Consider the following 25,194-nt stretch of genomic DNA (forward strand, 5'->3'; position numbering starts at 1 on the left):
ATGACACAAGCCAAGGAATTCAATGACAAACCCGGTCAGAATAACAACCATAATGATCACCAAGGCGAGGTTGAGATGCTACGAGTAGTTGCCTGTATCGACGGCTCCAGGGCTGCACCGGCGGTGTGTGATTACGCCGCCTGGGCCAGCAAGCACATGGAAACCCCCATGACACTGCTGCACGTGCTGGACGAGGAACGCTACCCGACAGAGCCGGACCTGGCCGGCAATATTGGCCTGGGTAGCCGCGAACAATTGATGGACGAACTGGCCGAGCTGGATCGCAGGCGTTCGAAACTGGCTCTGGAACATGGTCATCACATGCTGGATGAGGCTGAAGACCGCGTGAAGTCGCTGGGCATCGACGATGTGATCAAGCGCCAGCGCCACGGTGACCTCACCGAGTCCCTGCTTGCGCTGGAGAATCAGACCCGTTTGCTGGTGATGGGGCTTCACGGTGAAAGCAGCTCGGACCGCGACGTGCATGTGGGCAGCCAACTGGAAACCGTGATTCGCAGCGTCCACCGTCCGATTCTCCTGGTGCCGGATGAATACCAGCAGCCCAAAAGCGCCATGCTGGCGTTCGATGGCAGCGCCACCGCCTTCAAAGGTGTGGAATTGCTGGCCGGTAGCCCGGTCCTGAAAGGAATGCCGATCCACCTGGTGATGATCGGGCCGGACACCAATGATCGCTGGGAACAGCTCAAAAGAGCCGAGAAGATGCTTGGCGAGCTTGGCGCCGAGATTACCCTGGCCATCCGAGCAGGCGATGTGGAACCGGCCCTCCACGCCTACCAGGAAGAGCACAACATCGACATCCTGGTGATGGGGGCTTACGGTCACTCGCGGATTCGTCAGTTCCTGGTGGGAAGTACCACCACAACCGTGCTGAAAACGGCCAAAAAGCCTCTTGTGATCCTACGCTAGGTGACGTCAACCGGAACGGCCGGTGCTGCCGACTGCACCTTGGCCAGCAGTATCTGGGCCGGATGTGGGATCTGTTGGCTGTCGAAGCGCTTTACCTGGCTGCGGCAGGAATAGCCGGTGGCGGTCAGGTTACCGGCGTTCTCCGGATTGTTGACCACTTCCGACCAGCTCAGTTGGTAAATCTGCCGGGAAGTCGACCGGTTATTGGTTTCATGGCCATAGGTACCGGCCATACCGCAACAACCTACGCTTTCCTGGGTCAGCGTCTGGCCAAGCGCAGAAAAGATCGTCTGCCAGTCGCGGATGGAGCCGGCGGCGCTGGTCTTTTCCGTGCAGTGTGCCAACAGCTTGTAGGCGCCTGACGGCAGATCCAGATTCCGTGCCTTGATGTGTTCCGTCTGCTGCGCGAGCCATTCCTGAATCAACAGCACCTGCGGCACATTGTTTCCTCCCAGAAGCTTCGTATACTCCTGTCGATAAGTCAGCGTCATGGAGGGATCGACGCCGATAAAGGGTATCTCGAAAGCCTCCAGAGTCTTCAGCATCCGCGTGTTACGCCGGGCTGCACTTTCAAATGCTTTCAGAAACCCGTGTACCTGTAGAGGCTTGCCATTGGGCCTGAACGGCGCCACGAACACCTGAAAATCCAGCTCGCGCAGCAGCTCGATGATGTCCATGACCAGTTGCGACTCGAAATAGCTGGTGAAGGCATCCTGCACCAGGATGACAGATCTGGCGCGCTGGGCTGGTGTCAGTTTCCCGAGCGTATCGGGTATTGCCCAGTCCACACCCCATTGTGCCAACTGCCGTGCCAGGTTTTTCCTGCAGATTTCCGGGCTGTCTACCATGCCCACTCGCTTGCGCAGGAAACTCCTCAGCATCGGGTTGCGCATGGCCCAGTTATAGGGTGCCGGCCACTTCGCCAGATAGGGAATCAGGTACTCCAGCGCGCCAATCAGATAGTCCTTGCCGGGGCGCAGGTAGCGGCTGTAGTACAGCTCCATGAACCTGGACCGGAAATCCGGCACGTTCACCTTGATGGGACACTGGGACACGCAGGATTTGCAGGCCAGGCAGCCAGCCATGGCGGTTTGCAGCTCATGGGAGAAATCCTCCTGACCAAACCAGCGCTTGCCCAGGGTGTTTTTCAGGCGCGGGAAGAACGATGCCACAAATGGGGTTTTCCTGACGTGCTCGCTTTCCGTCAGCGGGTCCACGCCCCGAACCGCCAACTGCCTCAGCCACTCACGGGTTAGCGACGCTCGCCCCTTGGGCGAATGAATACGCTGGCGAGTCGCTTTCCAGGAGGGGCACATGGCGTCGTAGGGATCGTAGTTATAGCAGGCGCCATTGCCGTTACAGCTCATCGCGCTGTCGTATGCTTCCCGCACCGGCGACGGCACCTGACGATCTTGTTGACCCCGTGTGGGGACGCCATCGATCTTCAGCAGTTCCGCACCGTCAATGGCGGGGGTAGCGATCTTACCGGGGTTGAGCTGGTTGCGTGGGTCGAACGCCGCCTTGATGCGCTGCAGGCTGGGGTAGAGCGGCCCGAAGAATTCAGGTGCATACTCCGAGCGAACGCCTTTGCCATGCTCACCCCACAGCAACCCCTTGTACTTCCTGGTGAGCCTGACGACCTCGTCGGTAATGCGACGGATCAGGGGCTCCTGTTCGGGGTCCTTCATGTCGAGCGCCGGGCGCACATGCAGCACTCCGACATCCACGTGGCCGAACATGCCGTATTCAAGCCCATGCTCATCCAGCACTTGCCGGAATTCCGCTATGAAATCCGCCAGGTTTTCGGGTGGTACGGCGGCATCTTCCACGAACGGGATGGGGCGTCGTTCGCCTGCGGTATTGCCCAGCAATCCCACGGCTTTCTTGCGCATTGCCCAGATCTTATTGATCTCGTCATCACCATTAAGCCAGGGTATAACCGAAACTCTTGCCCTGCTGCCCGGCCACACTGTCCAGGTGTGCCGTCAACTTGTCCATATCGCTCCTGAGCTGCTGCTCATCATCACTGGTGTATTCCACCAGGTTGATGCCGCGGATGGTGGGCTCCTGCTCGCCCTGCGGGAAATAACCGCGCACGGTCTCCCACACAATATCCTGCATGGCAAGATTCAGTACCCTGGAATCCACCGTCTCGATGGAGGTGGGCTGCCAGTCCATCAGGGCCTTGGCATCACGTAGTGCATCATCGAAGCCTGCATACTTGATATTCACCAAAGCGGAATATTTCGGGATGGACAGGACATTGAGCTTGGCCTCGGCGATAAAGCCCAGGCTTCCCTCGGAGCCGCATAGAATAGCGTTGAGATCAAAGCGACCCTCGCCATCGCGGATATGGGCCAGGTCGTAGCCGGTCAGGCAGCGGTTGAGGCGGGGAAAGCGTTCTTCAATCAGTTGCCGGTTGTCCTGGTGGATAGCGTCAACGGCCCGGTGGATCTCGCCCACCCGGTCCCCCCGTTCCTTATACTGCGTCAGCGTCTCTTCACTGACCGGCTGCGAGTGCCACAACGTGCCGTCCAGCAGAACGGTATTCAGCTCCAGCACGTGGTCCCGGGTCTTGCCGTAGAGCACCGAGCCTTGCCCGCTGGCATCGGTATTAATCATGCCGCCGATGGTGGCACGGTTGCTGGTTGACAGTTCGGGGGCAAAGAACAGGCCATGGGGTTTCAGGGCCGCGTTGAGCTGGTCCTTAACGACACCGGCCTGCACCCGCACCCAGCCCTCTTCCGGGCAGATTTCCAGAATCCGGTTCATGTACCTGGAAAGATCCACCACCAGGCCGTCGGTCAGTGACTGGCCATTAGTCCCCGTACCGCCGCCGCGGGGGCTGAACACCACTTCCCGAAACCTGTCCTGATTGCTCAGCCCAGTGAGCAGGATCAGGTCCTCATGGTTCCGGGGATAGAGCACCGCCTGGGGCAATATCTGATAAATCGAGTTGTCTGTGGCCAGAACAACACGGTTGGCGTAGTCGGGGTTAATATCCCCTTCGAAGCCCCGACTTTTCAGTGTGCTGATAAAGTCGATATAGAGGGGCTGGGTCGGGGTTGTCTCAGTGATCGCAGGTATCATGCGCGCTCCGTCTCCGAGGCCGTCGTGGTTCAGTCAAGGCCCCGCAGGCGAGGCAAAATAACGCGAAAGCTTCGGGGGTTTCTGTAAGCAAGACTCCAGAAGAATAAGAAGCAGATACTCAGACTATTTCAGCTACGCTCCCGTGAATATAAGATTTGCGATCTTTTCCGGTAGATCTAGGACTGCGATAAACCCCCAGTCGCGCCTATATTGAAAGTTTTGTACCGCCGCGGCCATCCTGAGTGAGGATCCTTCCGCCTAAATCTTATGTTTTTGGTAGAAGGCATCCTATTAACACGTAATTTTCTCCAATAGTGTTTGTTGCAAAGGGCAGTCGTTTGGGCTGGCCCGTCTATAAAAGCGATAAACAGGCACAGCATATGGAACGTTATAGAGGTTATTGGTATGCAGAAGCGTTGGACTACGACAGCCACGTAGCTCCGGCCCTGACCACCAACATCGAGGCGGACGTCTGCATTATTGGCGGGGGCTATCTCGGACTTTGGACGGCCATTCGCCTGAAGCGTGAAAACGCTGATCTCAAAGTGGTGGTGGTTGAACGGGATTTATGCGGTGGCGGAGCCAGCGGCCGCAACGGCGGTGTGGTCACTAACTGGTGGGCGAAGTTCCTGTCGTTGGTGAAGGTTTGCGGGCGTGATGAGGCCTTTCGCATATGCAAGGCTGCGGAATCCGCAATCGACGAAATCGGCGAGTTTTGCGAGCAGAATGGTATCGATGCGCAGTTTCGCAAAGAGGGTTGGATCTGGTCCGCCAGTTCCGAAAAACAACGAGGCTCCTGGGATATCCTCATCGAGTCGCTGAAAGAATATAACATCGACCACTATGTTCCCCTGGGCTCAAACGAAACCCAGGCCCGTACTGGCAGCCCGCGCAATCTTGAGGCGATCTTTGATCCCAATGCCGCAACCGTCCAGCCGGCCATGCTGGCGCGGGGGCTGCGGCGCCACGCCCTGGATATCGGTGTGGAGATCTATGAAAAGACCCCAATGACGAGCCTGGAGCGCAGCAAGACTCCCATCGTCCACGTTGAACAGGGCAGTGTGCGGGCGCAGAAGGTTGTCGTGGCAATGAATGCCTGGGGAGCGATCTTCCCTGAACTCCGTCGCAATATCGCCGTGGTATCGAGCGACATGATCGCCACCGCAAAGGTGCCCGAACGCCTCAAGAAAATCGGGTTTACCGGCGGTGAAGCCATGACCGATTCCAGGGTTGTGTTGAATTACTACCGCAACACCCCCGAAGGGCGTGTGATCTTCGGTAAGCCGCTGGGCAAGTTCGGGCTGGCCGGCCGGGTTGGCGATATCTATGAAGGTCCCACTCCCGCGGTCAACGAGATTACCAAGGCATTCCACGAGATTTATCCCAACCTCGCTGATGTGCCCATCATCAGTAGCTGGACCGGCCCCATTGACCGCTCCATGAGTGGCCTGCCCACCTTCGGGCATCTCGGGGGGCATGAAAACATCGTCTACGCCATCGGGTTTTCTGGCAACGGCGTCGGCACAACGGTCTTTGCCAGCCGTATTGTCAACTCCCTGGTGCTGGAGAAAAACGACGAGTGGAGCCGCTGTGGACTGGTCGATACCAAGATCAAACGTTTCCCGATCGAGCCCTTCCGCTATGTGGGTGGCCATATGGTGCGTGATGCCCTGGTACGCAAGGAAGCCTTTGAGGACCGCGATCAGACCGTGGGCTGGCTCACTCGTCGTCTTGCCGCGCTGGCGCCTGCCGGCTTTGCCCCCACCAAAAAGAACTGAGAGGCTGAACTATGGAAAAAATTGTATTCCTCGATAAGAGCGCCGTGGCTCCTGGGATCCGGTTGCCAGAGCCCTCCTTTGCCCATCAATGGGTCGAGTACGATTACACCGACAGTCCTCAACTGGTGGAACGTGCGGAGGAAGCAACCATCGCCGTTACCTGCGGCGCGCCCCTGCGCGCCCCGGAACTGGCTCAACTGCCTGATCTCAGGATGATCAGTGTGGCAATGACCGGAACCGATCACGTTGACCTCGAGTACTGCCGTGAACACGGCATTACGGTCAGTCATGTTCCTGCATACTCGCCTGGCACCGTTGCCGAACACGCACTGGGCCTGTTGCTGGCCCTGCGCCGCAAGATACTGGCCTATCACAGGCTGCTCGACAGCAGCGAATGGTATGGCGAGGGCTGGCAGACCAACGTATTCCTCGACCACGAAATCTGGGATGTCCATTCCAGCCGGATTGGCATTGTCGGAATGGGCAAGATCGGGCAGGCGATGGGGAAGATGGCCGCTGGAATCGGCATGGATGTGGTGTACTACCACCCCACCAGGACCGATTCCGACCTGCCTCTGGTGACATTTGATGAGCTTCTGGAAACCTGCGACGCCATCAGTCTGCATTGTCCGTTGACCGACTCAACACGGGATATGTTCACCCTGGCTGAGTTACGGCGCATGAAGAAGAACGCAGTCATTATCAATACCGCCCGTGGCGGCGTGATCAACGAGCAGGACCTGGCGCAGGCCCTCAGGTCCGGAGACCTTGCCGGGGCAGCCATCGACATCGTCGAGCATGAACCGCTGCGCCCCGATGAACCGCTGCTGGAGTTAATGGACCTGCCCAACTTCATTATGACTCCCCACGTCGGCTGGAGCAGCCGGCAGTCGATGCAGGGCCTTATGGACCGTGCCATCCAGAATATCAACCAATTCATCAACGGCACGCCGACCAACCTGGTCTGAGTGCGGCGAACAGGATACTTATCATGAAAACCAGTTATATCAATGGCAGCTTTATACCTTCGGGCGATCGGGTCTTGTCCAATATCAACCCGTCTGATACCTCGGATGTTGTCGATCAGTTCAGTCGTGCCGGCCGCGCGGAAGCGGAATCGGCGATTGCTGCGGCGGTCGCTGCAGCCCCTGCCTGGGGCGTTTCCAATCCCCAACAGCGTTTTGATGCCCTGGATTTCATTGGCAGTGAAATCCTGGCCCGACGTGAGGAGCTGGGCGCCCTGTTGTCGCGGGAAGAAGGCAAGACCCTGCCCGAGGGTATCGGTGAAGTGACCCGGGCCGGATACCTGTTCAAGTTTTTTGCCGGCGAAGCGGTACGTATTGGCGGTGAACGGCTGGAGTCCGTTCGAGCTGGCGCCACGGTTGATATCACCCGGGAGCCGGTCGGCGTGGTGGGCATTGTTACGCCCTGGAATTTCCCCGTCGCAATTCCGTCCTGGAAGATTGCACCGGCACTCTGCTACGGCAACTGTGTCGTGTTCAAGCCCGCTGAAATGGTTCCCTCATCCGCCTGGGCCCTGGCTGAGATTATTTCCCGCGCCGGATTGCCGGACGGGGTTTTCAATATGGTGATTGGTCCGGGTTCGGAAGTGGGGGATGCCATCGTTACCAGCAAAGACGTGCAGGCAATTACCTTTACCGGCTCCGTCGGTACTGGAGCCACCATTGCCCAGCATTGCGCCGCACGCATGGCAAAGGTACAGCTTGAACTGGGGGGCAAGAATCCCCTGATCGTACTGGATGACGCCAACCTTGAGCAGGCGGTGGAGGTTGCGATACAGGGGGGCTTTTACTCGACCGGCCAGCGCTGTACGGCCAGCTCCCGTCTGATCGTAACAAAAGGCATTCACGACGACTTTGTGGCTTTACTGGCGGAAAGAACGAAAGCCCTGCGTGTCGGCCACGCCCTGGCTGAAGGCACCCAGATTGGCCCCGTTGTGAGCGAAAGTCAGTTGAAGCAGGACCTGTCCTATATCAAGTTGGCTCAAGAGGAGGGCGCACGTCTTCTGATGGGTGGCAATCGGGTAGAGGCAGAGACCGAAGGCTACTTCCTGCAGCCTGCGATTTTTACCGATGTCGACAACAGTATGCGTATCTGCCAGGAGGAGGTGTTTGGTCCGGTCGTCACCGTTTCCCGTGTGAAGGACTACGACGCTGCCCTGGCCGAAGCGAACGATACTCCCTTTGGCCTGTCCGCCGGCATTTGCACAACCTCACTGAAACATGCAGAGCACTACAAGCGGCACGCCCAGGCTGGCATGGTCATGGTCAATATGCCGACGGCGGGTGTTGATTACCACGTGCCTTTCGGTGGCACCAAAGGGTCCAGTTACGGGCCCCGTGAGCAGGGGCGTTATGCCGCGGATTTCTATACCCGTGTGAAAACCGCCTATCAAATGGCGAATTAGTCTTCATTTGCGCTCAAAAGGCATAGAGGCAGCAGCATGAAAATAAAAAATCTTCCAGCGGATGATAATAGCTGCGGCTGGAGCAGCATTCTGCCATCCCACGAACCGCAGCGGCTCGAAGGTTCTGCGGAAGCTGAGTGGGTTATTGTCGGGGCGGGCTTCACCGGCCTGGCGGCGGCTCGTCAGCTGGCGCATCATCGCCCGGATGATCGCATCCTGCTCGTGGATGCCCAGTGTGTCGCGGATGGTGCCTCGGGGAAGAACTCAGGGTTCCTGATTGATCTGCCTCATGACCTTAGCGCGCCTGACTACATTGGCGACCTTGATACCGCGCGTAAAGACATGGCGCTCAATCGCGCGGCCATCGACAGTCTTCGGTCTATCGTCAAAACAGAGGAAATCGAGTGCCATTGGCGGGAATCCGGTAAAATTCAGGGTGCGGTTGGCGCAAAGGGTGTGAATGTACTCAATGCCTATCGTACGGGGCTCGATCGCCTGGGTGCCGAGTACCAGATGATGGATACCGCTGAGCTTAAACGTAAATTGGGCACCGACTATTACACCCAGGGCCTGTACACGCCAGGTACCGTACTGGTCCAGCCCGCAGCGTTGGCCCGTGGCCTGGCGCGAACCCTTCCGGAGAACGTGCAGCTGTGTGAAATGACCCCGGTCACTCAGGTTGACTATGGCAGCCCGATTCAGCTGCACACGCCTGCCGGAACCATCAAGGCCCGGAACCTGTTGCTGACCAATAACGCCTTTGCGCAGGAATTTGGCTTCTTTACTGGCCGTCTGCTCCCCGTGTTCACCTACGCAGGTTTAACGCGCCAACTGACCGAGGCGGAGCAACAACGTCTGGGTGGCACGCCATACTGGGGTGTGATTCCAGCCGATCCCTTTGGCAGCACCGTAAGGCGCACGCCTGACCAGCGAATTCTGGTACGCAACTCGTTCAGCTTCAATCCCAACGGACGGAGTTCGGAGGCGACAACGGCGTGGGCCAGCAAACATATTGTCCAAGGCTTCAACGCACGTTTCCCCATGCTTGATGGGGTGGAAATGGAATATACCTGGGGTGGCGCACTTTGTATGAGCCGAAATCACGCACCTTATTTTGGTGAACTGAGGCCCAATGTTTATGGGGCCGGCTGCCACAACGGTATCGGCGTTACCAAGGGAACGATCAGCGGAAAATTGCTTGCAGACTATCTGGCCAATCAGGACTCCGAACTCGTGAGGTATATGTTGTCTCAACCGGCCCCCGCCTCAAACCCGCCACGGCCCTTTCTGGATGCGGGGATTAATGCCACGCTGTGGTACAACCAGTTGAGGGCGGGTGCGGAACGCTGAACGCCCTTGAACAAAGCCGCGCATATAGTATGACGGCGTCTGAGTTGTGCGCTATTTTGTACCTGAAAAGCCTCACTCTCTGCCGCTGGGGTACTCCCATACCATGAGCTTTCATTACCCGGGTGCGTTTGAAGACGAAAATGAACGCCCGCAGGACGCTGCGCCCGACCTGAATGTCGGGTTTCTGTTGATGCAGGATTTTACGCTGATGCCTGTTGCAGGCTTTGTCGAGTCTTTGCGTTTTGCCGCTGACCGTTCCTTTCGTAGCCAGCAGCTGTACTGCCGGTGGAACTGGATATCAGAGGATAAACAGCCCGTTAAATCCAGTTGCTACATGGAGATAAAGCCTCAAAATGGCCTGGAGAACCCACAGCAGTACGACTATATCGCGGTTGCCGGTGGCCTGCTTGATGCGTCGACCTCACCATCCGCCGCTATTATCGATTTTCTTCGGGAAGGTTACGATAAAGGCGTACCGCTGATTGGTCTTTGTTCCGGTAGCTTCGTGCTGGCCGAGGCTGGCCTGCTGGACCGTCGGAAATGTGCTGTCCACTTCACGGTATCCGAGTATTTCAAGCAGCGATATCCCGGCGCGAGGGCGGTCGTGGACTCAGGCCATATTCGGGACGGCAATATCATTACCTGTCCCGGTGGTACTGCCATTGATCTGGCGGCGGAGCTGATATCGACTCACTGTGGCCGTTCGCGGGCAAAGAAAGGGCTGGACTATCTGCTGGTTTCCCAGTTAACCAAGGATGTCAGTGATGACGTGCCCAACGATCAGTTCTTCGAAGTGGCGCGCTATGAAAACCGCCTCCTGGAACGTGCCATCCTGCTGATGCAGGAGAATCTCAGTACGCCTTATTCCATTAAAAACCTGTCAGAGCAGCTTAATACCACTGAGCGCCAGCTCACCCGGCTGTTTTCCAGTTTTCTTCACACGGCCCCTGCCGGCTATTGGCGAAAGTTACGTCTCGAGCATGGCCGTACCTTACTACTGAACACGACGAAAAGGGTGACGGAAATAGCCTATGAAACCGGATTTTCCGATACGTCACACTTCTCCCAGTGGTACCGGAAGAGTTACGGGGAAACGCCTGCAGAGTTCCGCAAAAGACGCACCAGCATTGACGTTTGAATCCAGCCTCTGGTTATCCTGGGTCAGGCCCGCTTCTGATCAGTCGGGTAGGCACCCATTTCAGGAACGCAATCATACCAAAGAGCTCCACCAGTGATTGCAGGACAATCACCACGACGGCCGCGCTCCAGGCGTCCGGCAGGGAGATTGCCAGTGGCAGGACCACGAACGAGTTGCGGGTGCCAAGGCTGAACACCAGTGTGCGGCCTGCCGGCGCCGGCAGGCCAGCTACGCAGGCAAGCAGTTTTCCCACGGTGGCGGCCGCCAGCAGGTACAGCGCGAAGGCCAGAACAACACTCCAGAGCAGGCGCCCGCTTTCGAGCACCAGGCCAACCTGGGACGCTGCAATCAGGAAAACCACCATTGCCAGCAACGGTACCGGGCACCATCCGAGACCAGCAATCAGGGTGTTCAGGGGCTTTTGTTTTTCGGCCAGCTTTTCCGTAATCCAGGCGAGCGACAGAGGCAGGAGAATAAGGCCGATAAACGCCGGCAGCAGGTGGCTGGCAATTGCCATATCTGTAGTGTCTTCATCAATGAACAGCCAGAGATAGAAAGGCAGCAGCAGAATCTGCATCACCAGCAGAACGGGAGTCGCCGCGATGGCCCGGGTTGCATCGCCGCGCCCCAGGTGGGTAAAGCTGATAAACCAGTCAGTGCAGGGCACCAGCAACACCAGCAGTACGCCCAGTTTGATGGCACGATCATCGGGAACGATCGTAAGCAGCAACCAGACAACGCAGGGCATCAGCAGAAAATTACCGGCAAGCAACGATACCAGGAAACGGCGGTCCCTGAAGGCGCCAGACACATGGACCAGTGGCACCTGGGTAAAGGTGGCATACAGCAGTACACCCAACACCGGCCACAGGGCAAGCTCCCAGGTGGCGGTGGCCTCAGGCATGGTCCTGCCCGTCAGCAGACCACTGACGATGGCAGCCAGATAGATCCAGACCTGGTGTTGTTCGAGCTTGTCACGCATGGTCTTCCTTGCTGATTGGTCGCTTCAGGCACTCTGGCCGGCAGCCACCCCGGATGCCCAGGCCCACTGGAAGTTGTGCCCACCGAGATGGCCTGTGACATCCACCACTTCGCCAATGAAATACAGGTCTGGTCGATCCAGAACCGCCATGGTCCTGGAAGAGAGCTGGTGGGTGTCCACGCCGCCCAGGGTAACTTCGGCCGTGCGATAACCCTCGGTACCGGCGGGTTTGATGGTCCATTGCCTGAGGGTTCGGGCCACCTGTTCAATGTCACTGTTTTTGTACCCTTGCAGCGGCCCGGTCCAGCCATGGAGATCGTTCAGGGCCTGGGCGAAGCGTTTGGGCAGGTGCTGGATCAGGTAGTGGGCCACGGTGGATTGTGGCCTGGATTGTCGCTGTTGGTACAGATCCTGTTCAATGTTGGTTGCCGGCAGCATGTTAATGCTCAAGCTGTCGCCGGGCCGCCAGAAACTGGAGATCTGCAGCATGGCCGGGCCGCTCAGCCCGCGATGGGTGACCAGCATGGGCTCGCGGAAGTGTTCTTTGTTGCAGTGGACGTCCACCGGGCAACTGACACCCGCCAGTGGGGCCAGTTGTTCCTTCAGTTCCGGGTGCAGGGTAAAGGGCACCAGCCCCGCGCGGGTGGGCAGTACCGCCAGCCCGAACTGCCGTGCGATCTCGTAACCAAAACCGGTGGCGCCCATGGTGGGAATCGACAGTCCGCCGCAGGCGATGACCAAGGATTCGCAGTTGAGGGTGCCTGAGTTGGTTTGCAACTGGTAACCGTTTTCTGTGGTGCTGACTGTTTTGACACTGGTTTTCAGCCTCACTTCCGCGCCCGCCCATTCGCATTCGGCCAGCAGCATGTTGAGGATCTCCTTGCTGCTGTCCTTGCAGAAGAGTTGGCCGGCGGCTTTTTCCTCGTGTTCGATGCCGTGGCGCTCCACCAGGTCCAGGAAGTGCTGGGGGGTGTAGCGCTTCAGGGCGGAGATGCAGTAGTGGGGGTTGTCCGAGAGGAAGTTGGCCGGGGTGCTGTTGAGGTTGGTGAAGTTGCAGCGGCCACCTCCGGACATGAGGATTTTCTTTCCGGGTTTGTTGGCGTGGTCGATCACCAGGACTTTGCGGCCACGGTAGCCTGCTGTTGCCGCACACATGAGGCCTGCTGCGCCGGCGCCTATGATGATTACGTCGTAGTTCTGGGCGGTCATGGTCTGGAGGTCGCACTTTCGGAGTTCCGGCACGGGTTGAGGGCAGTCAGGGATACGAGGTGAATACGTCCCTGTACGCTCGACAAAAACATCCCTGTTTTTGACGATCCCTGACTGCCCTCAACCCGTACCTTGCCATGCATTGCGCCCATTCTCCCTCGTGACAAAACGGCGATTATACAGCCTATGCCCTGTTATGTGGTGACATGCCGTAACAGAGGGCAGTTGCCGGGGCTTGACCTGTTAGGACGATTGTCCTAGCCTGATGGAATAGGATGGTCGTCCTAGAGGTTTGGTAACGTTTTCGGAAGCGCTTCATGAGCAATAAACAGACAAAAGATCACATCGTCGAGGCTGCGGATCAACTGTTCTATGAGCAGGGGTTTGAGCACACTTCGTTTTCACAAATTGCGGAGGCCGTTGGTATTTCCCGAGGGAATTTCTATTACCACTTCAAATCCAAAGACGAAATTCTTGATGCCGTTATCAATCTCCGCCTGTCCCGTACGGCTTCAATGCTGGGTGACTGGGAAATCGAAGGAGCAACACCCGCGGGCCGGATTCGTTGCTTTATCAATATGCTGGTGATGAACCGGGCCAAGATAAAACGCTATGGCTGTCCGGTCGGGACTCTGTTTGCGGAGCTTGCCAAGCTGGACCACCCAAGCAAAGGCAATGCGAACGAGCTATTCACACTATTCAGGAACTGGTTAAGGCGACAGTTTGAGCAGCTTGGCTGTCGCGAAGATGCTGATGAACTGGCGATGCATCTCCTGGCCGGCAGCCAGGGAATAGCGACGCTGGCCAGCGCCTTCCAGGACGAAGATTTTATCAGGAGTGAGGTAAGCCGGCTGAATGAATGGTTGGCCTCAGTTGAAAGCAAGAACAATACACAACAGGAGGTGTTTTGATGTTTATCGTAACTTTGAGGTTCTCTGACAATAAGGGCCAGGCAAGTGCGTTCATGGAGGGACACAACCAATGGATAAGAAGAGGCTTCGAAGACGGAGTCTTTCTTATGGTTGGCAGTCTCCAGCCCGGTCTTGGCGGAGCCGTCATCGCCCATGACGTATCCCGGGAGGCGCTTGAAAGCCGTGTTAACGAGGACCCGTTCGTGGCTGAGAATATTGTTACCGCCGAACTGCTGGAGATTGAACCAAAGAAAGCCGATGAGCGGCTGAGCTTTCTTCTGGGCTGACAGTGGAGGAGTGACCATGAATTCAACTGTTAAAGGCCCTGATGGCAGATTGCGCTGCAGTTGGTGTTCAGCGGCCCCCGAGTTCTTCGAATACCATGATGCCGAGTGGGGCTATCCCGTTGATGATGATATCAGGCTATTTGAGAAGCTATGTCTCGAAAGTTTTCAGTCCGGTCTGAGCTGGCGCACGATCCTTGCCAAGCGCAATAACTTTCGTGCAGCGTTTTCGAATTTTGATTTCAATAAAGTAGCGATGTTTAGTGAGTCAGACATAGAGAGGTTGCTGCTGGATGAAGGCATTGTCCGGCATCGTGGGAAGATTGAGGCGGTAGTGAACAATGCCAAAAGAGCCCAGGAACTTGTGGAGCGGGAAGGATCACTCGCTGCTTTCTTCTGGCGCTTCGAGCCAGGTATAGAGAATTTGCCTGAACCGCAGACGGTCTCGACGTCGAATGAGTCAGTTGCGCTGTCCAAGGCTTTGAAGAAACAGGGTTGGAAGTTTGTCGGCCCCACCACCGTGTATGCGTTTATGCAAGCGATGGGGCTCGTCAACGATCATTCTGACGCGTGCGTATTTAGAGAGACAGTTGCGCAAGCCCGTAAACGATTCAAGCGGCCTGAAAACTGATAGTGTCTTGATACTAAAAAGCTTCTCGCCTTCGGCGCTGGACGGCATACACCAAGCTGCATTCCGTCCAGCGGCCGATGATCGAAGCGTTAACTCAGGTGTACGCTCCCCTCCATATAGAACGCAGCCTGGCCGGCGATGGCTACGCGGCCGCCTTTGAGTTCGCAGCGCAGTACGCCACCCCTGGCGGAGACCTGTTTCGCCAACAGTGTGTTTTTACCGAGTTGTTCCGCCCAGTAGGGCACCAGAACGCTGTGAGTGGAGCCGGTGACGGGGTCTTCGTCGATGCCGGCGCCGGGGACGAAGTAGCGGCTGACGAAGTCGCAGTCTTCCCCGGGGGCGGTAATGACGACGCCCTGGTTGCCAAGCTCGCCGAGTTTGCGGATGTCCGGTTGTGCGGCCTTTACGGCGGCTTCGTCGCTCAGGACAACCAGGTAGTTGGTGTCGTTGGGCACGAACAAGGCTGTGTCCGGGGCGCCTTCCAGGGCTTCGTGGATCAACTGGAGGGTCGGGCGTTTTTCAACGGCGAGGTTGGGAAAGTCCAGCTCCAGCCAGCCGTCGTCGGTCTGTTGCACGCCCAGGGGGCCACTCTTTGACTGGAACCGGATCTGTTCCCGCTCCCAGCCCAGCTTGTTGAAGATGACCCAGGCGCTGGCGAGGGTTGCGTGGCCGCACAGGGGGACTTCCACGGTGGGTGTGAACCAGCGTATGTGGAAGTCTGCGTCGGCTTCTTCCGGCGTTGGGACGAAGAAGGCGGTTTCAGACAGGTTGTTCTCCATGGCCAGCGCCCGCAGGGTGTCGTCTGGCAGCCATTCCTCCAGAGGCATCACAGCGGCTGGATTGCCGCCGAAAACCCGGCTGGTGAAGGCGTCGACCTGGTAAATCGGTAGTGCTTTCATGATCTCTCCCTTTTGAAGGTTTTAGCGTAGCGGTGTGCCCGATGGACGGCAAACTGGCTCAGTTCCGGAACGCTGTAGAAGTGAAGCTCCGGCAGTGGAGCGGAGTGGGTAACAATCCAGTGCCCGGGCAGGACCTGGCGGACAACAAACCCGAGATTTTCCAGCCATTTCCGGGCAATGCTGGCCGGTACGGGGGCTAACCCCGGGTTTTGGCCAACGCCCAGTAAATCCTTGCTGCTGGCAAGAGGTGCCGCTGTCGGGGAACAGGGCAGCAATCGGTTCAGTGCAGTCATGGTGAAACTCCTTCTTCTGGACTCTGATCACCATTCTCCGCCGGTGCAGACAACCATAACAGATTCAGATATTGTAATTTTGAACCGGTACAGGCTCGTAACTCAGTCATCTGTTCCGGTTAAAATGTGGGCTATCTGTACTGCCCCGTCTTCCACGGGATCTGGCAGGATTAAGCTATGGGCATTCTCTATAATCAGGTGGCAGATCAGTTACACGCTTTGATTCGTGATGGGGTTTATCGCGAAGGGGAGCGGCTGCCTGGTGTCCGGGCACTCAGCCGCCAGTTTGGTGTGAGCGTTTCCACGGTGCTTCAGGCCCACCAGACACTGGAGGCCCGCGGCTATGTGGAAGCGCGGGAGCGCAGTGGCTATTTCGTGCATTTGCCCCGGCGGGACACTCCCGAGCCGGTGATGCAGAAACACAAGGCCAAGCCGGTGCCAGTCAGCGCCCGGGATATGGCTCTTGATCTGTGTGCCGATGAAGAGAAGCGTATGGTGCCGCTGGCGGCCGCAGTGCCGCATCCGGATTTCCTGCCGGTGCGGCAGATCCAGCAGGCGACCTTGTGGGCAGCACGGCGCGGGCTGGAAACCCTGGATTACGCTTTCCCGGGCAAGATCGAGTACCGGCGCCAGGTGGCCCAGCGGATGGCTGCGTTGGGTATCATTACAACGCCAGACGATATCCTGGCCACCAATGGCGCCCAGGAGGCGATCATATTGGCTCTCCAGGCGGTCACCAGGCCGGGCGATATCGTGGTTGTTGAGTCACCTTCGTTTCCGGGTATTCTTCAGGCCCTGGTCGTCCTCGGGCTCAGGGTCATTGAAGTACCCACCCATCCCGCCGAAGGATTAAGTCTTGAGGGGCTGGAGCTGGCGCTGGAACAGTGGCCGGTGAAGGCATGCGTGGTGGTTCCCAATCACAGTAACCCCATGGGCGCGCGGATGTCCGACCTGCGCAAGCAGCAGCTTGTTCAAATGTTGGATGTGGCCGGTGTTCCGCTGATCGAGGACGACATCTACGGCGACCTCTATTACGGCACGGACCGTCCCAGGCCGGCGAAGGTGTTCGATCGCACCGGCAATGTCATCTACTGCAATTCTTTCTCCAAGACCATTTCACCGGGGCTGCGCCTGGGCTGGATGATGCCCGGAAAATACCTGGCCGAGGCTCGTCAGCAGAAGTACTTCAGCAACCTGGGGACAGCAAGTGTGCCGCAGATTGCCGTTGCCCATTTCCTTGAGCAGGGCGGCTATGACCGTTACCTTCGCTCGGCCCGTCAACGCTACCGAGAGGCAACCGACCGGATGCGGGCCGCCGTGGGGCGGTCGTTCCCGGAAGGTACTGCTGTCAGCCGTCCCCAGGGTGGCTTTGTACTTTGGGTTCAGCTTCCGGGCAGCGTGTCGGGCACAGAGGTTTTTCGCCGGGCACGGGAGGAGAACATCAATGTGGCCCCTGGTTTGATGTTCTCCACCACCGACAAATACGAAAACTGTCTGCGACTGAACGGCGCCAATCCATGGAGTGAGCGGGTTGAGCAGGCAATTGCACGCCTTGGTGCCATTGCAACTGCCGTGGCTGACGAATCCTGAGGCTGGCTTAACGCCACGCCTCCCTTTCACTGATTTTTGACAATCTGTCATTTCGTGACAATTTGTCCGATTTTTCGGTTGCTGCCTTCCTTCGTTGTTGAGTTCGGGTTTAAACTGAGGTTTCTGATCAGTTTTCGTACGCGGTTTTCCCGCAGTACGGCGAATGCCGCTCCATAATCACAATAACCCGGAGGCAGTCATGACCATCAGTTCCACCCCCGAGGGCGTTTCGGTTGCTCCCCGGCACCTGCACTTCGATATTGCCGATGACCTCAAAACCCTGTGGCACGGTAACGACACCTTCCGCACAGCATTTTTTAACGCTCTGTCGCTGCAATTCCCCGATGGTGAACAACAGTTTATCAATGCCGTTCGGCTCTATAGGGACAAGGTGGAGGACCCCAAGCTGAAGGAGGAGATTCGGGGCTTTATTGGCCAGGAAGCGCTGCACAGCCGGGAGCACAAGCACTACAACGAAGCGTTGAAGGCGCGCGGGTACGACATTGATGCCATTGATGAGCGTTTCCGCAGGCACATGGCGTGGGTGGGTAACCTCCCGCCCAGCCGTCAACTGGCCGGAACCTGCGGCGCGGAGCATTACACGGCGGTTCTGGCAAATGCCATCCTTCGCCATCCCGAGTGGATGGAGGGTGCCACACCGGGCATGGAGAAGCTCTGGCGCTGGCATGCCATCGAAGAAACCGAGCACAAATCGGTGGCCTTTGATGTCTACCGCCACTGCGTTGGCAATGAACGTTTGCGCCGGATTGTGTTCCTGTTCGTGACCTGGAACTTCTTCAAGTACACCTTCCTGAACACCTGCAGCCTGCTGAAAACCGACGGCAAGTTGTGGAACCTGGGTACCTGGATCGGCGGTATTAATTTTTTATGGGGTAAACCGGGGGTATTGCGCAAGTGCATGCCGGATTTTCTGGCCTATTTCCGCAAGGGCTTCCACCCCTGGCAGCAGGACAACCGTGACCTGATCGAGAAAAACCTCAATGAACTTGAGCTGGAGCAATCGGCCCGCTAGCAGGGTGCTGAAATGTTGACCGCTTTGTGTAAAACTGGGCGCTGCCAATAACAATGACAATAAAGGGAAGTATCCGGCAGGAGAACTTCCCGTAGCTGGAGGCCCCCATGCGCGTTGGTCTGATTGTTGATTCTGCCTGCGATCTGCCCTATGAGTTCAGTCGCAAGCACGATCTGTTCATTCTGCCGGTGACAGCCGTTATTGATGGCCAGACCTACATTGATGAACATGACCCGGTCAGAACCCAGGAATTCTATCAGAGCGGCCTGTTGCAGAAAGGCCACCATGCCGAGACTCACGCCTTCTCCGCGGAACAGATCCACGACCTGTTCATGGAGAAAATTGTCACCCAGTTTGATGTAGCCGTTTGCGAAACGGTCACCCGCTCCCGCAGCCTGATCTTCCAGAATGCCACCGAAGCCATGAACAGCGTGATGGGACACTACCATGAGGCCCGGGAGGCCGCGGGGCGTGACGGCAAGTTCTCCATGCGGGTTATTGATAGTAAACAGATCTTTGCCGGCCAGGGCCTGCTCGCAGCACACACCCTCAGGTTGATTGAGCAGCGGCTGTCGAAAAACGCCTTGCGCAACGAAGTGGACACCTTTACCGACAAGATCTACACCTGTGTGATTCCCCGGGACCTGCACTACATCCGCGAGCGCGCCCGTCGGCGCGGTGACAAGAGTGTATCGGCGCTGGTGGCCTTCCTGGGCAAGGCTCTGAACATTACCCCTGTTATTTTTGGCCAGGGTGCAGAGGGGCAACCCGTAGCCAAAACCCGCAGCTTTGATGTGGCGGTGGAAAAAGTCATGAACTATGCCACCGCCAGAGTTGAGGCAGGCCTGCTAACCCCTTACGTGAGCCTGTCCTGTGGCCTGACCTGGACCGAAATCGAAGACCTGCCCGGCCTGAACCGTCTTCGCGACGCCTGTGAGAAAAACGGCGTTGAGTTGTTATTGTCCCAGATGGGTATTACCAGCAGCATTTACATCGGCCCCGGCAGCCTGTGCCTGGCGCTAGCCGCAGAGCCCCACGAATTCAGCGATTTCCAATAGCGTCTGCTACCTGGCAATCAGGAGGCATCGTTGTTTCTTGGCCGCCTCGCACCCCGCCGCCGGTATCTTCGGCAAACGCAGCCAGTCCTGCTTCGTGTTAGCCTCTTTCCATTCCCAGTATTAATGCCCACTTTTCAGACAGAACCGGACCCTGACTATGACCAAAGGCAAAACGGATCTCGCCAATGCGTTGCTTGAGCAGCATGTAAAACACGAACTGGCGTCCCTGAAAGGGACCAAACTGCGCCGGTTCCTGCAAACCGAGGTGGACGAACTGTTTGCGTACGCCGGCACCATCACGCTGAATCGACTGACCTCGGTGGAACAGGTGATGGGAGTGATCCAGCGCATCGTGGTGAATATGGAACTGGATGCCGGGATACCCGAGATGGCAGCGGAAATGGCCACGGAAGTGCTGAATGCGCCGGTTCAGAAAACCTCCCGGCTGCGGGATATTATCACCCGCGAGCAGGCCACCGGATTCCTGGAGGAGGCGCTGGAACTTCGCCAGCAAAGGGAGCGGGTGATCAGTGAGATCATGGCACACCCGGTCTATCAGGAGCTGGTGTCGAATGTGGTGTACCAGGGGGTGGTGAATTACCTCTACGAGGACAACCTGATCACCAAGAGTGTGCCCGGTGTCGGCTCGATGATGAAATTTGGCAAACGCATGGCCAACAAGGCGGTGCCGGGCCTGGACGAGACCTTCGAGCGCCGTTTCAAGGCCTGGCTTGCGGATAGCCTGCCGGGTTTGATCGCCCGCAGTGAACAGTTCCTGAACCGGGCGCTGACGGATGATGAGTTGCGCGACAGTGTGATGGCGGCCTGGGTGTCCGTGGAGGATCGCACCATCGAAGAACTCCACGAGGGGCTGGGTGATGTGCAACTGCAGGAGTTCGTGGTGCTGGGCTACGAGTTCTGGCTGCAGTTCCGCAAGACCGAGTATTTTGAGGGCTGTGCCAGGGCGGTCGTGGAGCACCTGTTCACCATGTATGGCGACAGACCGGTAATTGCCCTGTTGGGTGCCGTTGGTGTCAACCGCGACGTGGTTATGGCGGAAGTGGATGCCTACGCACTTCCGGTCATAGACGTGCTGCGGGAGGAGGGGTATCTTGAAGCCCTGGTCCGCCGCCGCCTTGAACCCTTCTACAAGTCGGCTGCGGCGAAAAAGCTTCTGCAGCAGGAGAACTGAGCACTCCTGCTCTCCGTGGTGGGGTGTTTGGCAATGTGGATACCAACCGAGCTGTTCTGGGCCTACCTGGTGGCCATATCACTGCTTACAGTGACGCCGGGGGTGGATACCCTGCTGGTGATGCGGAATGCCGGGCGGGGTGGGTCGGAGAGTGGCTTGCGGGATGGTTGCGTAACCAGTGTGGGTATCTGCAGCGGATTGTTCATTCACGCGACTCTTTCAGCCCTGGGCATTTCCATGTTGTTGGTTGAGACCGCCTGGGCGTTTACCGCGCTCAAATGGGCCGGCGCCTGTTACCTGATCTGGTTGGGCTTGAGTTCATTGCGGCAGGCCATGAGGCGGGCCCCTGCACAAGGCGGGAAGCCGGAAACTCCTGAAGCGGTGCCGGTTAAACCGGTATCAACCGCTGTGGCGTTTCGCGAGGGACTGCTGTCCAACGTGCTGAACCCGAAAACCGCGCTGTTCTATATGGCACTATTACCCCAGTTCATTGACCCGGCCGGTAATGCTTTCCAGCAATCGCTGTTTCTTGCGTCAGTTCATTTTGTGCTGGCGATGGTGTGGCAGTGTGCTTTGGCGGTGCTGGTGGTCAAATCCCGCCGGCTTGGGGTGGGGCAGGGCGTCAAGCGTACGCTCAACGCTCTGACCGGCGGTTTCTTCGTTGCTATCGGGGCAAAACTGGCTACGCAGTAAGCGCAGACATTACTTCTCCAGGTACTGCAGTTTGTCCGGCTTTCCGTCCCACTCTTCGGCATCGGGCAGGGGGTCTTTCTTTTCAGTGATGTTCGGCCACTTGCCGGCCAGATCGGCGTTGAGCTCAACAAACTGGGCCTGGTCCGCAGGCAGCTCGTCCTCCGAGAAAATGGCCTCTGCAGGGCACTCCGGCTCACACAGGGCGCAATCAATGCACTCGTCCGGATCGATCACCAGAAAGTTTGGACCTTCGTAGAAGCAGTCCACGGGGCATACTTCCACGCAATCCGTGTATTTGCACTTGATGCAGTTATCGGTAACGACAAACGTCATAGTCAGATTCCTGGTCCAGTATCAGTCTCATCAGTGTAATAATAATTGCGCGATATTGTATTGAGCGGCCTGCCTACTCGCAAGCGCCAAGGCGCACTATCGTTATTACTTGAGTCAATTCTGCGGCATTTTCCGCTTATTTGTTCAGTAGTTCCTTCAGTTCATAAAGGCGATTCAACGCATCCCGGGGCGTAAGTCCGTCAACGTCCAGATCGGCCAGGGTTGTTTCCACCTTACTCGGTTCCAGGCTGGCGAACATATCCCCCTGCATAACCGGTTCGCTGACACGGGCCTGGGGCTTCGGTGTTTCCGGTGCAGCGGGTGCGGCGCTTGCGCTGCCTTCCAGGTGGGACAATTGTTCACGCGCGTTCCGAATCACGTCCTGGGGCACACCGGCCAGCTTGGCCACCTGCAGACCGTAGCTCTGGCTGGCGGGGCCATCATGGACGTTGTGCAGGAATACGATGGTGTCATCGTGCTCGGTGGCGGTCAGATGCACATTGACGGCGTGTTCAAGGTCGTCGGCCAGTTGCGTGAGCTCGAAATAGTGGGTGGCAAACAGGGTGTAGCAGCGAATGTGCTTCGCCAGGTGTTCCGCCGTGGCCCAGGCCAGGGACAGGCCGTCAAAAGTACTGGTGCCACGCCCCACTTCGTCCATCAGCACCAGGCTGTGCTCGGTGGCGTTATGGAGGATGTTGGCGGTTTCCGTCATTTCCACCATGAAGGTGGAGCGCCCGCCGGCAATATCATCGGAAGAACCCATACGGGTGAAGATGCGATCCACCGGGCCGATGACCACGCGGTTGGCGGGCACGAAGCTACCGGTGTAGGCCAGCAGGGCAATCAGTGCAGCCTGGCGCATGTAGGTGGACTTACCGCCCATGTTGGGGCCGGTAATCACCAGCATGCGGCGTTGCTGGTCCATCAGCAGGTCGTTGGGCACGTAGGGGTCGCTCAGTAACTGTTCCACCACCGGATGGCGACCTTCCTCGATGTCGAAGCCGGGGGTGTCGCTGAATTCCGGCGCGTTGAAGCGCAGGCTGGTGGCCCGCTCGGCGAAGTTGCTGAGCACATCCAGTTCCGCCAGGGCCTGGGCGGCGTCCTGCAGGGGCGCCAGTTCCGCGGCAACGGTTTCCAGCACCTCATCGTACAGGGCTTTCTCCCGCGCCAGTGAACGGCTCTTGGCGCTGAGGGCCTTGTCCTCGAATTCTTTCAGCTCCGGGGTGATAAACCGCTCGGCGTTCTTCAGGGTCTGGCGGCGGATATAGTCCGCGGGCGCGTGGCCGGATTGGGCCCGGGTGATCTCAATGTAATAGCCGTGCACCCGGTTGTAGCCCACCTTGAGTGTGCTGATGCCAGTGCGTTCCCGCTCCCGGGTTTCCACATCCAGCAGGAACTGACCGGCGTTTTCGCTGATGTTGCGCAGCTCGTCCAGTTCTTCATCGAATCCCTCCCGGATAACCCCGCCATCACGAATCACGACGGGCGGGTTGTCGATGATCGCCCGCTCCAGCAAGTCCGCCAATTCGGGGTATTCACCGATGGTGGTGGCCAGTTTGACGATATGGTGGGAACTCACCGGTGTCAGCGCCTTCTGCAAATCCGGCAATGCCTGGAAGGCATCCCGCAGTCGCGACAGATCCCTGGGGCGGGCGGAACGCAGAGCCACCCGTGCCAGAACCCGTTCAATGTCGCCGATGCTTTTCAGCAGGTCGTGAACCGGTTCGTAGTGAAACCCGTCCAGCAGCGCGGAAACGGCCTGCTGGCGCTGCTCAACCACGGTTACATCCCGCAGTGGCCGGTTCAGCCAGCGCCGGAGCTGGCGCCCACCCATGGAAGTGGCCGTACGGTCCATCACCCAGGCCAGCGTGTGCTGGGTGCCGCCCATCAGGTTGGTGTCGATCTCCAGGTTGCGGCGGCTGGTGGCGTCCAGGATCACCGCCTCCTCGCGCCGCTCGCGGCTGAGTTTGCGAATATGGGGCAGGGCGGTACGCTGGGTTTCGCGAGCATACTGCAGCAGGCAACCGGCAGCACAGATGGCCAGCGTGAGATCATCACAGCCAAAGCCGGTCAGGTCCCGCACCTGCAGTTGCTGGGTGAGCACGCGGCGGGCAGTGTCGGATTCAAACAGCCAGGGGCCCTGGCGGCGAATGCCGGTGTATCCTTCCAGTGCCTCCTGGTAGGGGAAGTCTTCACTGACCAGAATCTCGGCTGGCCGCAGGCGCTGGAGTTCGCCCTGCAGGCCTTCCAGGTCCTCCAGCTCGGATACCGTAAACCGTCCACTGGAAATATCCAGGGACGCAAACCCGAACTGCTCCCGGTGGTTGTAGATGGCAACCAGCAGGTTGTCCCGGCGGTCCTCAAGGAACGCGTCGTCGCTTAGCGTGCCCGGCGTCACAATGCGCACAACCTGGCGGTCTACCGGCCCCTTGCTGGTAGCCGGATCGCCAATCTGCTCACAAATGGCGATGGATTGACCAGCCCGGACCAGACGTGCAATGTAACCTTCGGCGGAATGGTACGGAATGCCGGCCATGGGGATTGGGTTGCCCCCGGACTGCCCACGGGCCGTAAGGGTGATATCCATCAGCTCAGCGGCTTTTTTGGCATCTTCGTAAAACAGCTCGTAGAAGTCCCCCATGCGGTAGAACACCAGTTCATTGGGGTGTTCGCCCTTGATCTTGAGGTATTGCCTCATCATGGGTGTGTGCTGGGACAGATCGGTCTGGGCTGCTGACATGAACGGTTCCGGATCCATTGGCTTTATGTGAAGGCAGGGATTGTAAGAAAATAACCGCCATGATGAAACGAAGGAGATCATTATGCCACTGACTGATGAAGCATTGGCGGAAGCTGGTAATCAACTGGCCGAGTTGCTGGAGCGGCGCCAGCTTACCATTGCCACGGCAGAAAGCTGCACTGGTGGCTGGGTAGCCAAGGTACTGACTGACCGTGCGGGGTCTTCTTCCTATGTGTTGGCGGGGCTGGTTACCTACAGCAACGACGCCAAGAGGGCATTGCTTGGTGTTACCGAGCCGTCCCTGAACGAGCATGGTGCGGTCAGCGAACCGGTGGTGCGGGAAATGGTTGCAGGCGCGCTATCGACCACCGGTGCCAGCGTTGCCGTGGCTATCAGCGGTGTGGCCGGCCCAGGTGGTGGCAGTGAAGACAAGCCGGTGGGAACTGTCTGGTTTGCCTGGGGGCGCTCTCCGGCGGATACCGAAGCGGTGGTTGAAACCTTCCCGGGAGACCGTGATCAGGTTCGGCGCCAGGCTGTATTGTATGCGTTACAGGGGGTTAGGGGGTTTCTGGAAAACTCCTGAAACGGAGGGGTTGGTCTTGCCCCCGCGTTATGTTTTAATACTGTTCAAATAT

The 25,194-nt window shown here is 57.9% G+C and carries 21 protein-coding genes and 1 pseudogene; 15 read left to right on the plus strand and 7 right to left on the minus strand.

The genetic code is table 11. The features are described 5' to 3' along the window. On the plus strand, positions 1 to 927 hold the full coding sequence (locus tag NLU14_RS12600) for a universal stress protein (RefSeq protein WP_275707035.1): 927 nt from the start codon (positions 1 to 3) through the stop codon (positions 925 to 927). Here NLU14_RS12600 and ydiJ read toward each other — a convergent pair. Continuing rightward, positions 924 to 4,017 (minus strand): annotated as a pseudogene (ydiJ, locus tag NLU14_RS12605) (D-2-hydroxyglutarate dehydrogenase YdiJ). The gene NLU14_RS12600 and the pseudogene ydiJ sit on opposite strands and share 4 nt — an antisense overlap. 380 nt (positions 4,018 to 4,397) lie before the next feature. Here ydiJ and NLU14_RS12610 point away from each other — a divergent pair. From NLU14_RS12610 to NLU14_RS12630, 5 genes are all read left to right on the plus strand, one after another. Continuing rightward, positions 4,398 to 5,795 (plus strand): NAD(P)/FAD-dependent oxidoreductase, encoded by a 1,398-nt coding sequence (locus NLU14_RS12610; RefSeq protein ID WP_275707037.1) that lies wholly within the window; start codon positions 4,398 to 4,400, stop codon positions 5,793 to 5,795. Positions 5,796 to 5,806: 11 nt separating this feature from the next. Continuing rightward, complete coding sequence (locus tag NLU14_RS12615; RefSeq protein ID WP_275707039.1) at positions 5,807 to 6,763, plus strand: NAD(P)-dependent oxidoreductase; 957 nt, start codon at positions 5,807 to 5,809, stop codon at positions 6,761 to 6,763. A 23-nt stretch (positions 6,764 to 6,786) separates the two neighbouring features. Next, the gene (locus NLU14_RS12620) at positions 6,787 to 8,223 is read left to right on the plus strand and encodes an aldehyde dehydrogenase family protein (protein ID WP_275707042.1); all 1,437 of its coding nucleotides are present in this window, start codon (positions 6,787 to 6,789) and stop codon (positions 8,221 to 8,223) included. A 36-nt stretch (positions 8,224 to 8,259) separates the two neighbouring features. Continuing rightward, positions 8,260 to 9,573 carry an NAD(P)/FAD-dependent oxidoreductase gene (locus NLU14_RS12625; protein ID WP_275707045.1) on the plus strand — a complete coding sequence of 438 codons (1,314 nt, stop codon included), beginning with the start codon at positions 8,260 to 8,262 and terminating at the stop codon, positions 9,571 to 9,573. Between the two features lie 103 nt (positions 9,574 to 9,676). Beyond that, complete coding sequence (locus NLU14_RS12630) at positions 9,677 to 10,711, plus strand: GlxA family transcriptional regulator (RefSeq protein ID WP_275707047.1); 1,035 nt, start codon at positions 9,677 to 9,679, stop codon at positions 10,709 to 10,711. A 13-nt stretch (positions 10,712 to 10,724) separates the two neighbouring features. Here the strand turns inward: NLU14_RS12630 and NLU14_RS12635 are convergent, their stop codons facing one another. Beyond that, on the minus strand, positions 10,725 to 11,693 hold the full coding sequence (locus tag NLU14_RS12635) for an arsenic resistance protein (RefSeq protein WP_275707049.1): 969 nt from the start codon (positions 11,691 to 11,693) through the stop codon (positions 10,725 to 10,727). 24 nt (positions 11,694 to 11,717) lie between these two features. Further along, positions 11,718 to 12,902, minus strand: a complete 1,185-nt coding sequence (locus tag NLU14_RS12640; protein ID WP_275707222.1) for a BaiN/RdsA family NAD(P)/FAD-dependent oxidoreductase — start codon at positions 12,900 to 12,902, stop codon at positions 11,718 to 11,720. A 317-nt stretch (positions 12,903 to 13,219) separates the two neighbouring features. Here NLU14_RS12640 and NLU14_RS12645 point away from each other — a divergent pair, with 317 nt between their 5' ends. The 3 genes from NLU14_RS12645 (at position 13,220) to NLU14_RS12655 (ending at position 14,728) form a co-directional block, all read left to right on the plus strand. After that, positions 13,220 to 13,813 carry a TetR/AcrR family transcriptional regulator gene (locus NLU14_RS12645; RefSeq protein ID WP_275707051.1) on the plus strand — a complete coding sequence of 198 codons (594 nt, stop codon included), beginning with the start codon at positions 13,220 to 13,222 and terminating at the stop codon, positions 13,811 to 13,813. A gap of 107 nt (positions 13,814 to 13,920) precedes the next feature. After that, positions 13,921 to 14,100 (plus strand): YciI family protein, encoded by a 180-nt coding sequence (locus NLU14_RS12650; RefSeq protein ID WP_275707053.1) that lies wholly within the window; start codon positions 13,921 to 13,923, stop codon positions 14,098 to 14,100. Positions 14,101 to 14,116: 16 nt separating this feature from the next. Beyond that, complete coding sequence (locus NLU14_RS12655) at positions 14,117 to 14,728, plus strand: DNA-3-methyladenine glycosylase I (protein ID WP_275707054.1); 612 nt, start codon at positions 14,117 to 14,119, stop codon at positions 14,726 to 14,728. Between the two features lie 89 nt (positions 14,729 to 14,817). On the opposite strand, the gene NLU14_RS12660 is transcribed toward NLU14_RS12655, so the two are convergent. Together NLU14_RS12660 and NLU14_RS12665 are read right to left on the minus strand one after the other, a co-directional pair. Further along, positions 14,818 to 15,627 (minus strand): PhzF family phenazine biosynthesis protein, encoded by an 810-nt coding sequence (locus tag NLU14_RS12660; RefSeq protein ID WP_275707056.1) that lies wholly within the window; start codon positions 15,625 to 15,627, stop codon positions 14,818 to 14,820. Next, the gene (locus tag NLU14_RS12665) at positions 15,624 to 15,920 is read right to left on the minus strand and encodes a hypothetical protein (protein ID WP_275707059.1); all 297 of its coding nucleotides are present in this window, start codon (positions 15,918 to 15,920) and stop codon (positions 15,624 to 15,626) included. Before NLU14_RS12665 ends, NLU14_RS12660 begins: the two co-directional genes overlap by 4 nt. Before the next feature lie 177 nt (positions 15,921 to 16,097). On the opposite strand from NLU14_RS12665, the gene NLU14_RS12670 reads away from it, so the two are divergent. From NLU14_RS12670 to NLU14_RS12690, 5 genes are all read left to right on the plus strand, one after another. Next, on the plus strand, positions 16,098 to 17,510 hold the full coding sequence (locus tag NLU14_RS12670; RefSeq protein WP_275707062.1) for an aminotransferase-like domain-containing protein: 1,413 nt from the start codon (positions 16,098 to 16,100) through the stop codon (positions 17,508 to 17,510). 199 nt (positions 17,511 to 17,709) lie between these two features. Continuing rightward, complete coding sequence (locus tag NLU14_RS12675) at positions 17,710 to 18,543, plus strand: metal-dependent hydrolase (RefSeq protein WP_275707065.1); 834 nt, start codon at positions 17,710 to 17,712, stop codon at positions 18,541 to 18,543. A gap of 107 nt (positions 18,544 to 18,650) precedes the next feature. Then, positions 18,651 to 19,601 carry a DegV family protein gene (locus NLU14_RS12680; RefSeq protein ID WP_275707068.1) on the plus strand — a complete coding sequence of 317 codons (951 nt, stop codon included), beginning with the start codon at positions 18,651 to 18,653 and terminating at the stop codon, positions 19,599 to 19,601. Between the two features lie 157 nt (positions 19,602 to 19,758). Continuing rightward, positions 19,759 to 20,793 (plus strand): hypothetical protein, encoded by a 1,035-nt coding sequence (locus NLU14_RS12685; protein ID WP_275707071.1) that lies wholly within the window; start codon positions 19,759 to 19,761, stop codon positions 20,791 to 20,793. A gap of 33 nt (positions 20,794 to 20,826) precedes the next feature. Next, a complete protein-coding gene (locus NLU14_RS12690) occupies positions 20,827 to 21,486 on the plus strand; it encodes a LysE family translocator (RefSeq protein WP_275707074.1) in 660 nt (219 codons plus the stop codon). A gap of 9 nt (positions 21,487 to 21,495) precedes the next feature. On the opposite strand, the gene fdxA is transcribed toward NLU14_RS12690, so the two are convergent. Further along, a complete protein-coding gene (gene fdxA / locus NLU14_RS12695; protein WP_275707076.1) occupies positions 21,496 to 21,819 on the minus strand; it encodes a ferredoxin FdxA in 324 nt (107 codons plus the stop codon). Positions 21,820 to 21,955: 136 nt separating this feature from the next. After that, complete coding sequence (gene mutS / locus NLU14_RS12700) at positions 21,956 to 24,559, minus strand: DNA mismatch repair protein MutS (protein WP_275707079.1); 2,604 nt, start codon at positions 24,557 to 24,559, stop codon at positions 21,956 to 21,958. 82 nt (positions 24,560 to 24,641) lie between these two features. Here mutS and NLU14_RS12705 point away from each other — a divergent pair, with 82 nt between their 5' ends. Further along, positions 24,642 to 25,142, plus strand: coding sequence for a CinA family protein (locus NLU14_RS12705; protein ID WP_275707082.1), 501 nt, complete (start codon positions 24,642 to 24,644; stop codon positions 25,140 to 25,142). Positions 25,143 to 25,194: the final 52 nt, after the last annotated feature.

The organism is Marinobacter iranensis (assembly GCF_029207565.1).
GTDB classification, from domain to species: Bacteria; Pseudomonadota; Gammaproteobacteria; order Pseudomonadales; family Oleiphilaceae; genus Marinobacter; species Marinobacter iranensis.

Coding starts and splice junctions, on each gene's coding strand:
- NLU14_RS12615 (WP_275707039.1), top strand. CDS start 5,807: ATGGAAAAAATTGTATTCCTCGATAAGAGCGCCGTGGCTCCTGGGATC.
- NLU14_RS12610 (WP_275707037.1), top strand. CDS start 4,398: ATGGAACGTTATAGAGGTTATTGGTATGCAGAAGCGTTGGACTACGAC.
- NLU14_RS12660 (WP_275707056.1), bottom strand. CDS start 15,627: ATGAAAGCACTACCGATTTACCAGGTCGACGCCTTCACCAGCCGGGTT.
- fdxA (WP_275707076.1), bottom strand. CDS start 21,819: ATGACGTTTGTCGTTACCGATAACTGCATCAAGTGCAAATACACGGAT.
- NLU14_RS12630 (WP_275707047.1), top strand. CDS start 9,677: ATGAGCTTTCATTACCCGGGTGCGTTTGAAGACGAAAATGAACGCCCG.
- NLU14_RS12600 (WP_275707035.1), top strand. CDS start 1: ATGACACAAGCCAAGGAATTCAATGACAAACCCGGTCAGAATAACAAC.
- NLU14_RS12640 (WP_275707222.1), bottom strand. CDS start 12,902: ATGACCGCCCAGAACTACGACGTAATCATCATAGGCGCCGGCGCAGCA.
- NLU14_RS12625 (WP_275707045.1), top strand. CDS start 8,260: ATGAAAATAAAAAATCTTCCAGCGGATGATAATAGCTGCGGCTGGAGC.
- NLU14_RS12645 (WP_275707051.1), top strand. CDS start 13,220: ATGAGCAATAAACAGACAAAAGATCACATCGTCGAGGCTGCGGATCAA.
- NLU14_RS12650 (WP_275707053.1), top strand. CDS start 13,921: ATGGTTGGCAGTCTCCAGCCCGGTCTTGGCGGAGCCGTCATCGCCCAT.
- NLU14_RS12705 (WP_275707082.1), top strand. CDS start 24,642: ATGCCACTGACTGATGAAGCATTGGCGGAAGCTGGTAATCAACTGGCC.
- NLU14_RS12670 (WP_275707062.1), top strand. CDS start 16,098: ATGGGCATTCTCTATAATCAGGTGGCAGATCAGTTACACGCTTTGATT.
- NLU14_RS12685 (WP_275707071.1), top strand. CDS start 19,759: ATGACCAAAGGCAAAACGGATCTCGCCAATGCGTTGCTTGAGCAGCAT.
- NLU14_RS12620 (WP_275707042.1), top strand. CDS start 6,787: ATGAAAACCAGTTATATCAATGGCAGCTTTATACCTTCGGGCGATCGG.
- NLU14_RS12680 (WP_275707068.1), top strand. CDS start 18,651: ATGCGCGTTGGTCTGATTGTTGATTCTGCCTGCGATCTGCCCTATGAG.
- NLU14_RS12635 (WP_275707049.1), bottom strand. CDS start 11,693: ATGCGTGACAAGCTCGAACAACACCAGGTCTGGATCTATCTGGCTGCC.
- NLU14_RS12665 (WP_275707059.1), bottom strand. CDS start 15,920: ATGACTGCACTGAACCGATTGCTGCCCTGTTCCCCGACAGCGGCACCT.
- mutS (WP_275707079.1), bottom strand. CDS start 24,559: ATGTCAGCAGCCCAGACCGATCTGTCCCAGCACACACCCATGATGAGG.
- NLU14_RS12655 (WP_275707054.1), top strand. CDS start 14,117: ATGAATTCAACTGTTAAAGGCCCTGATGGCAGATTGCGCTGCAGTTGG.
- NLU14_RS12690 (WP_275707074.1), top strand. CDS start 20,827: ATGTGGATACCAACCGAGCTGTTCTGGGCCTACCTGGTGGCCATATCA.
- NLU14_RS12675 (WP_275707065.1), top strand. CDS start 17,710: ATGACCATCAGTTCCACCCCCGAGGGCGTTTCGGTTGCTCCCCGGCAC.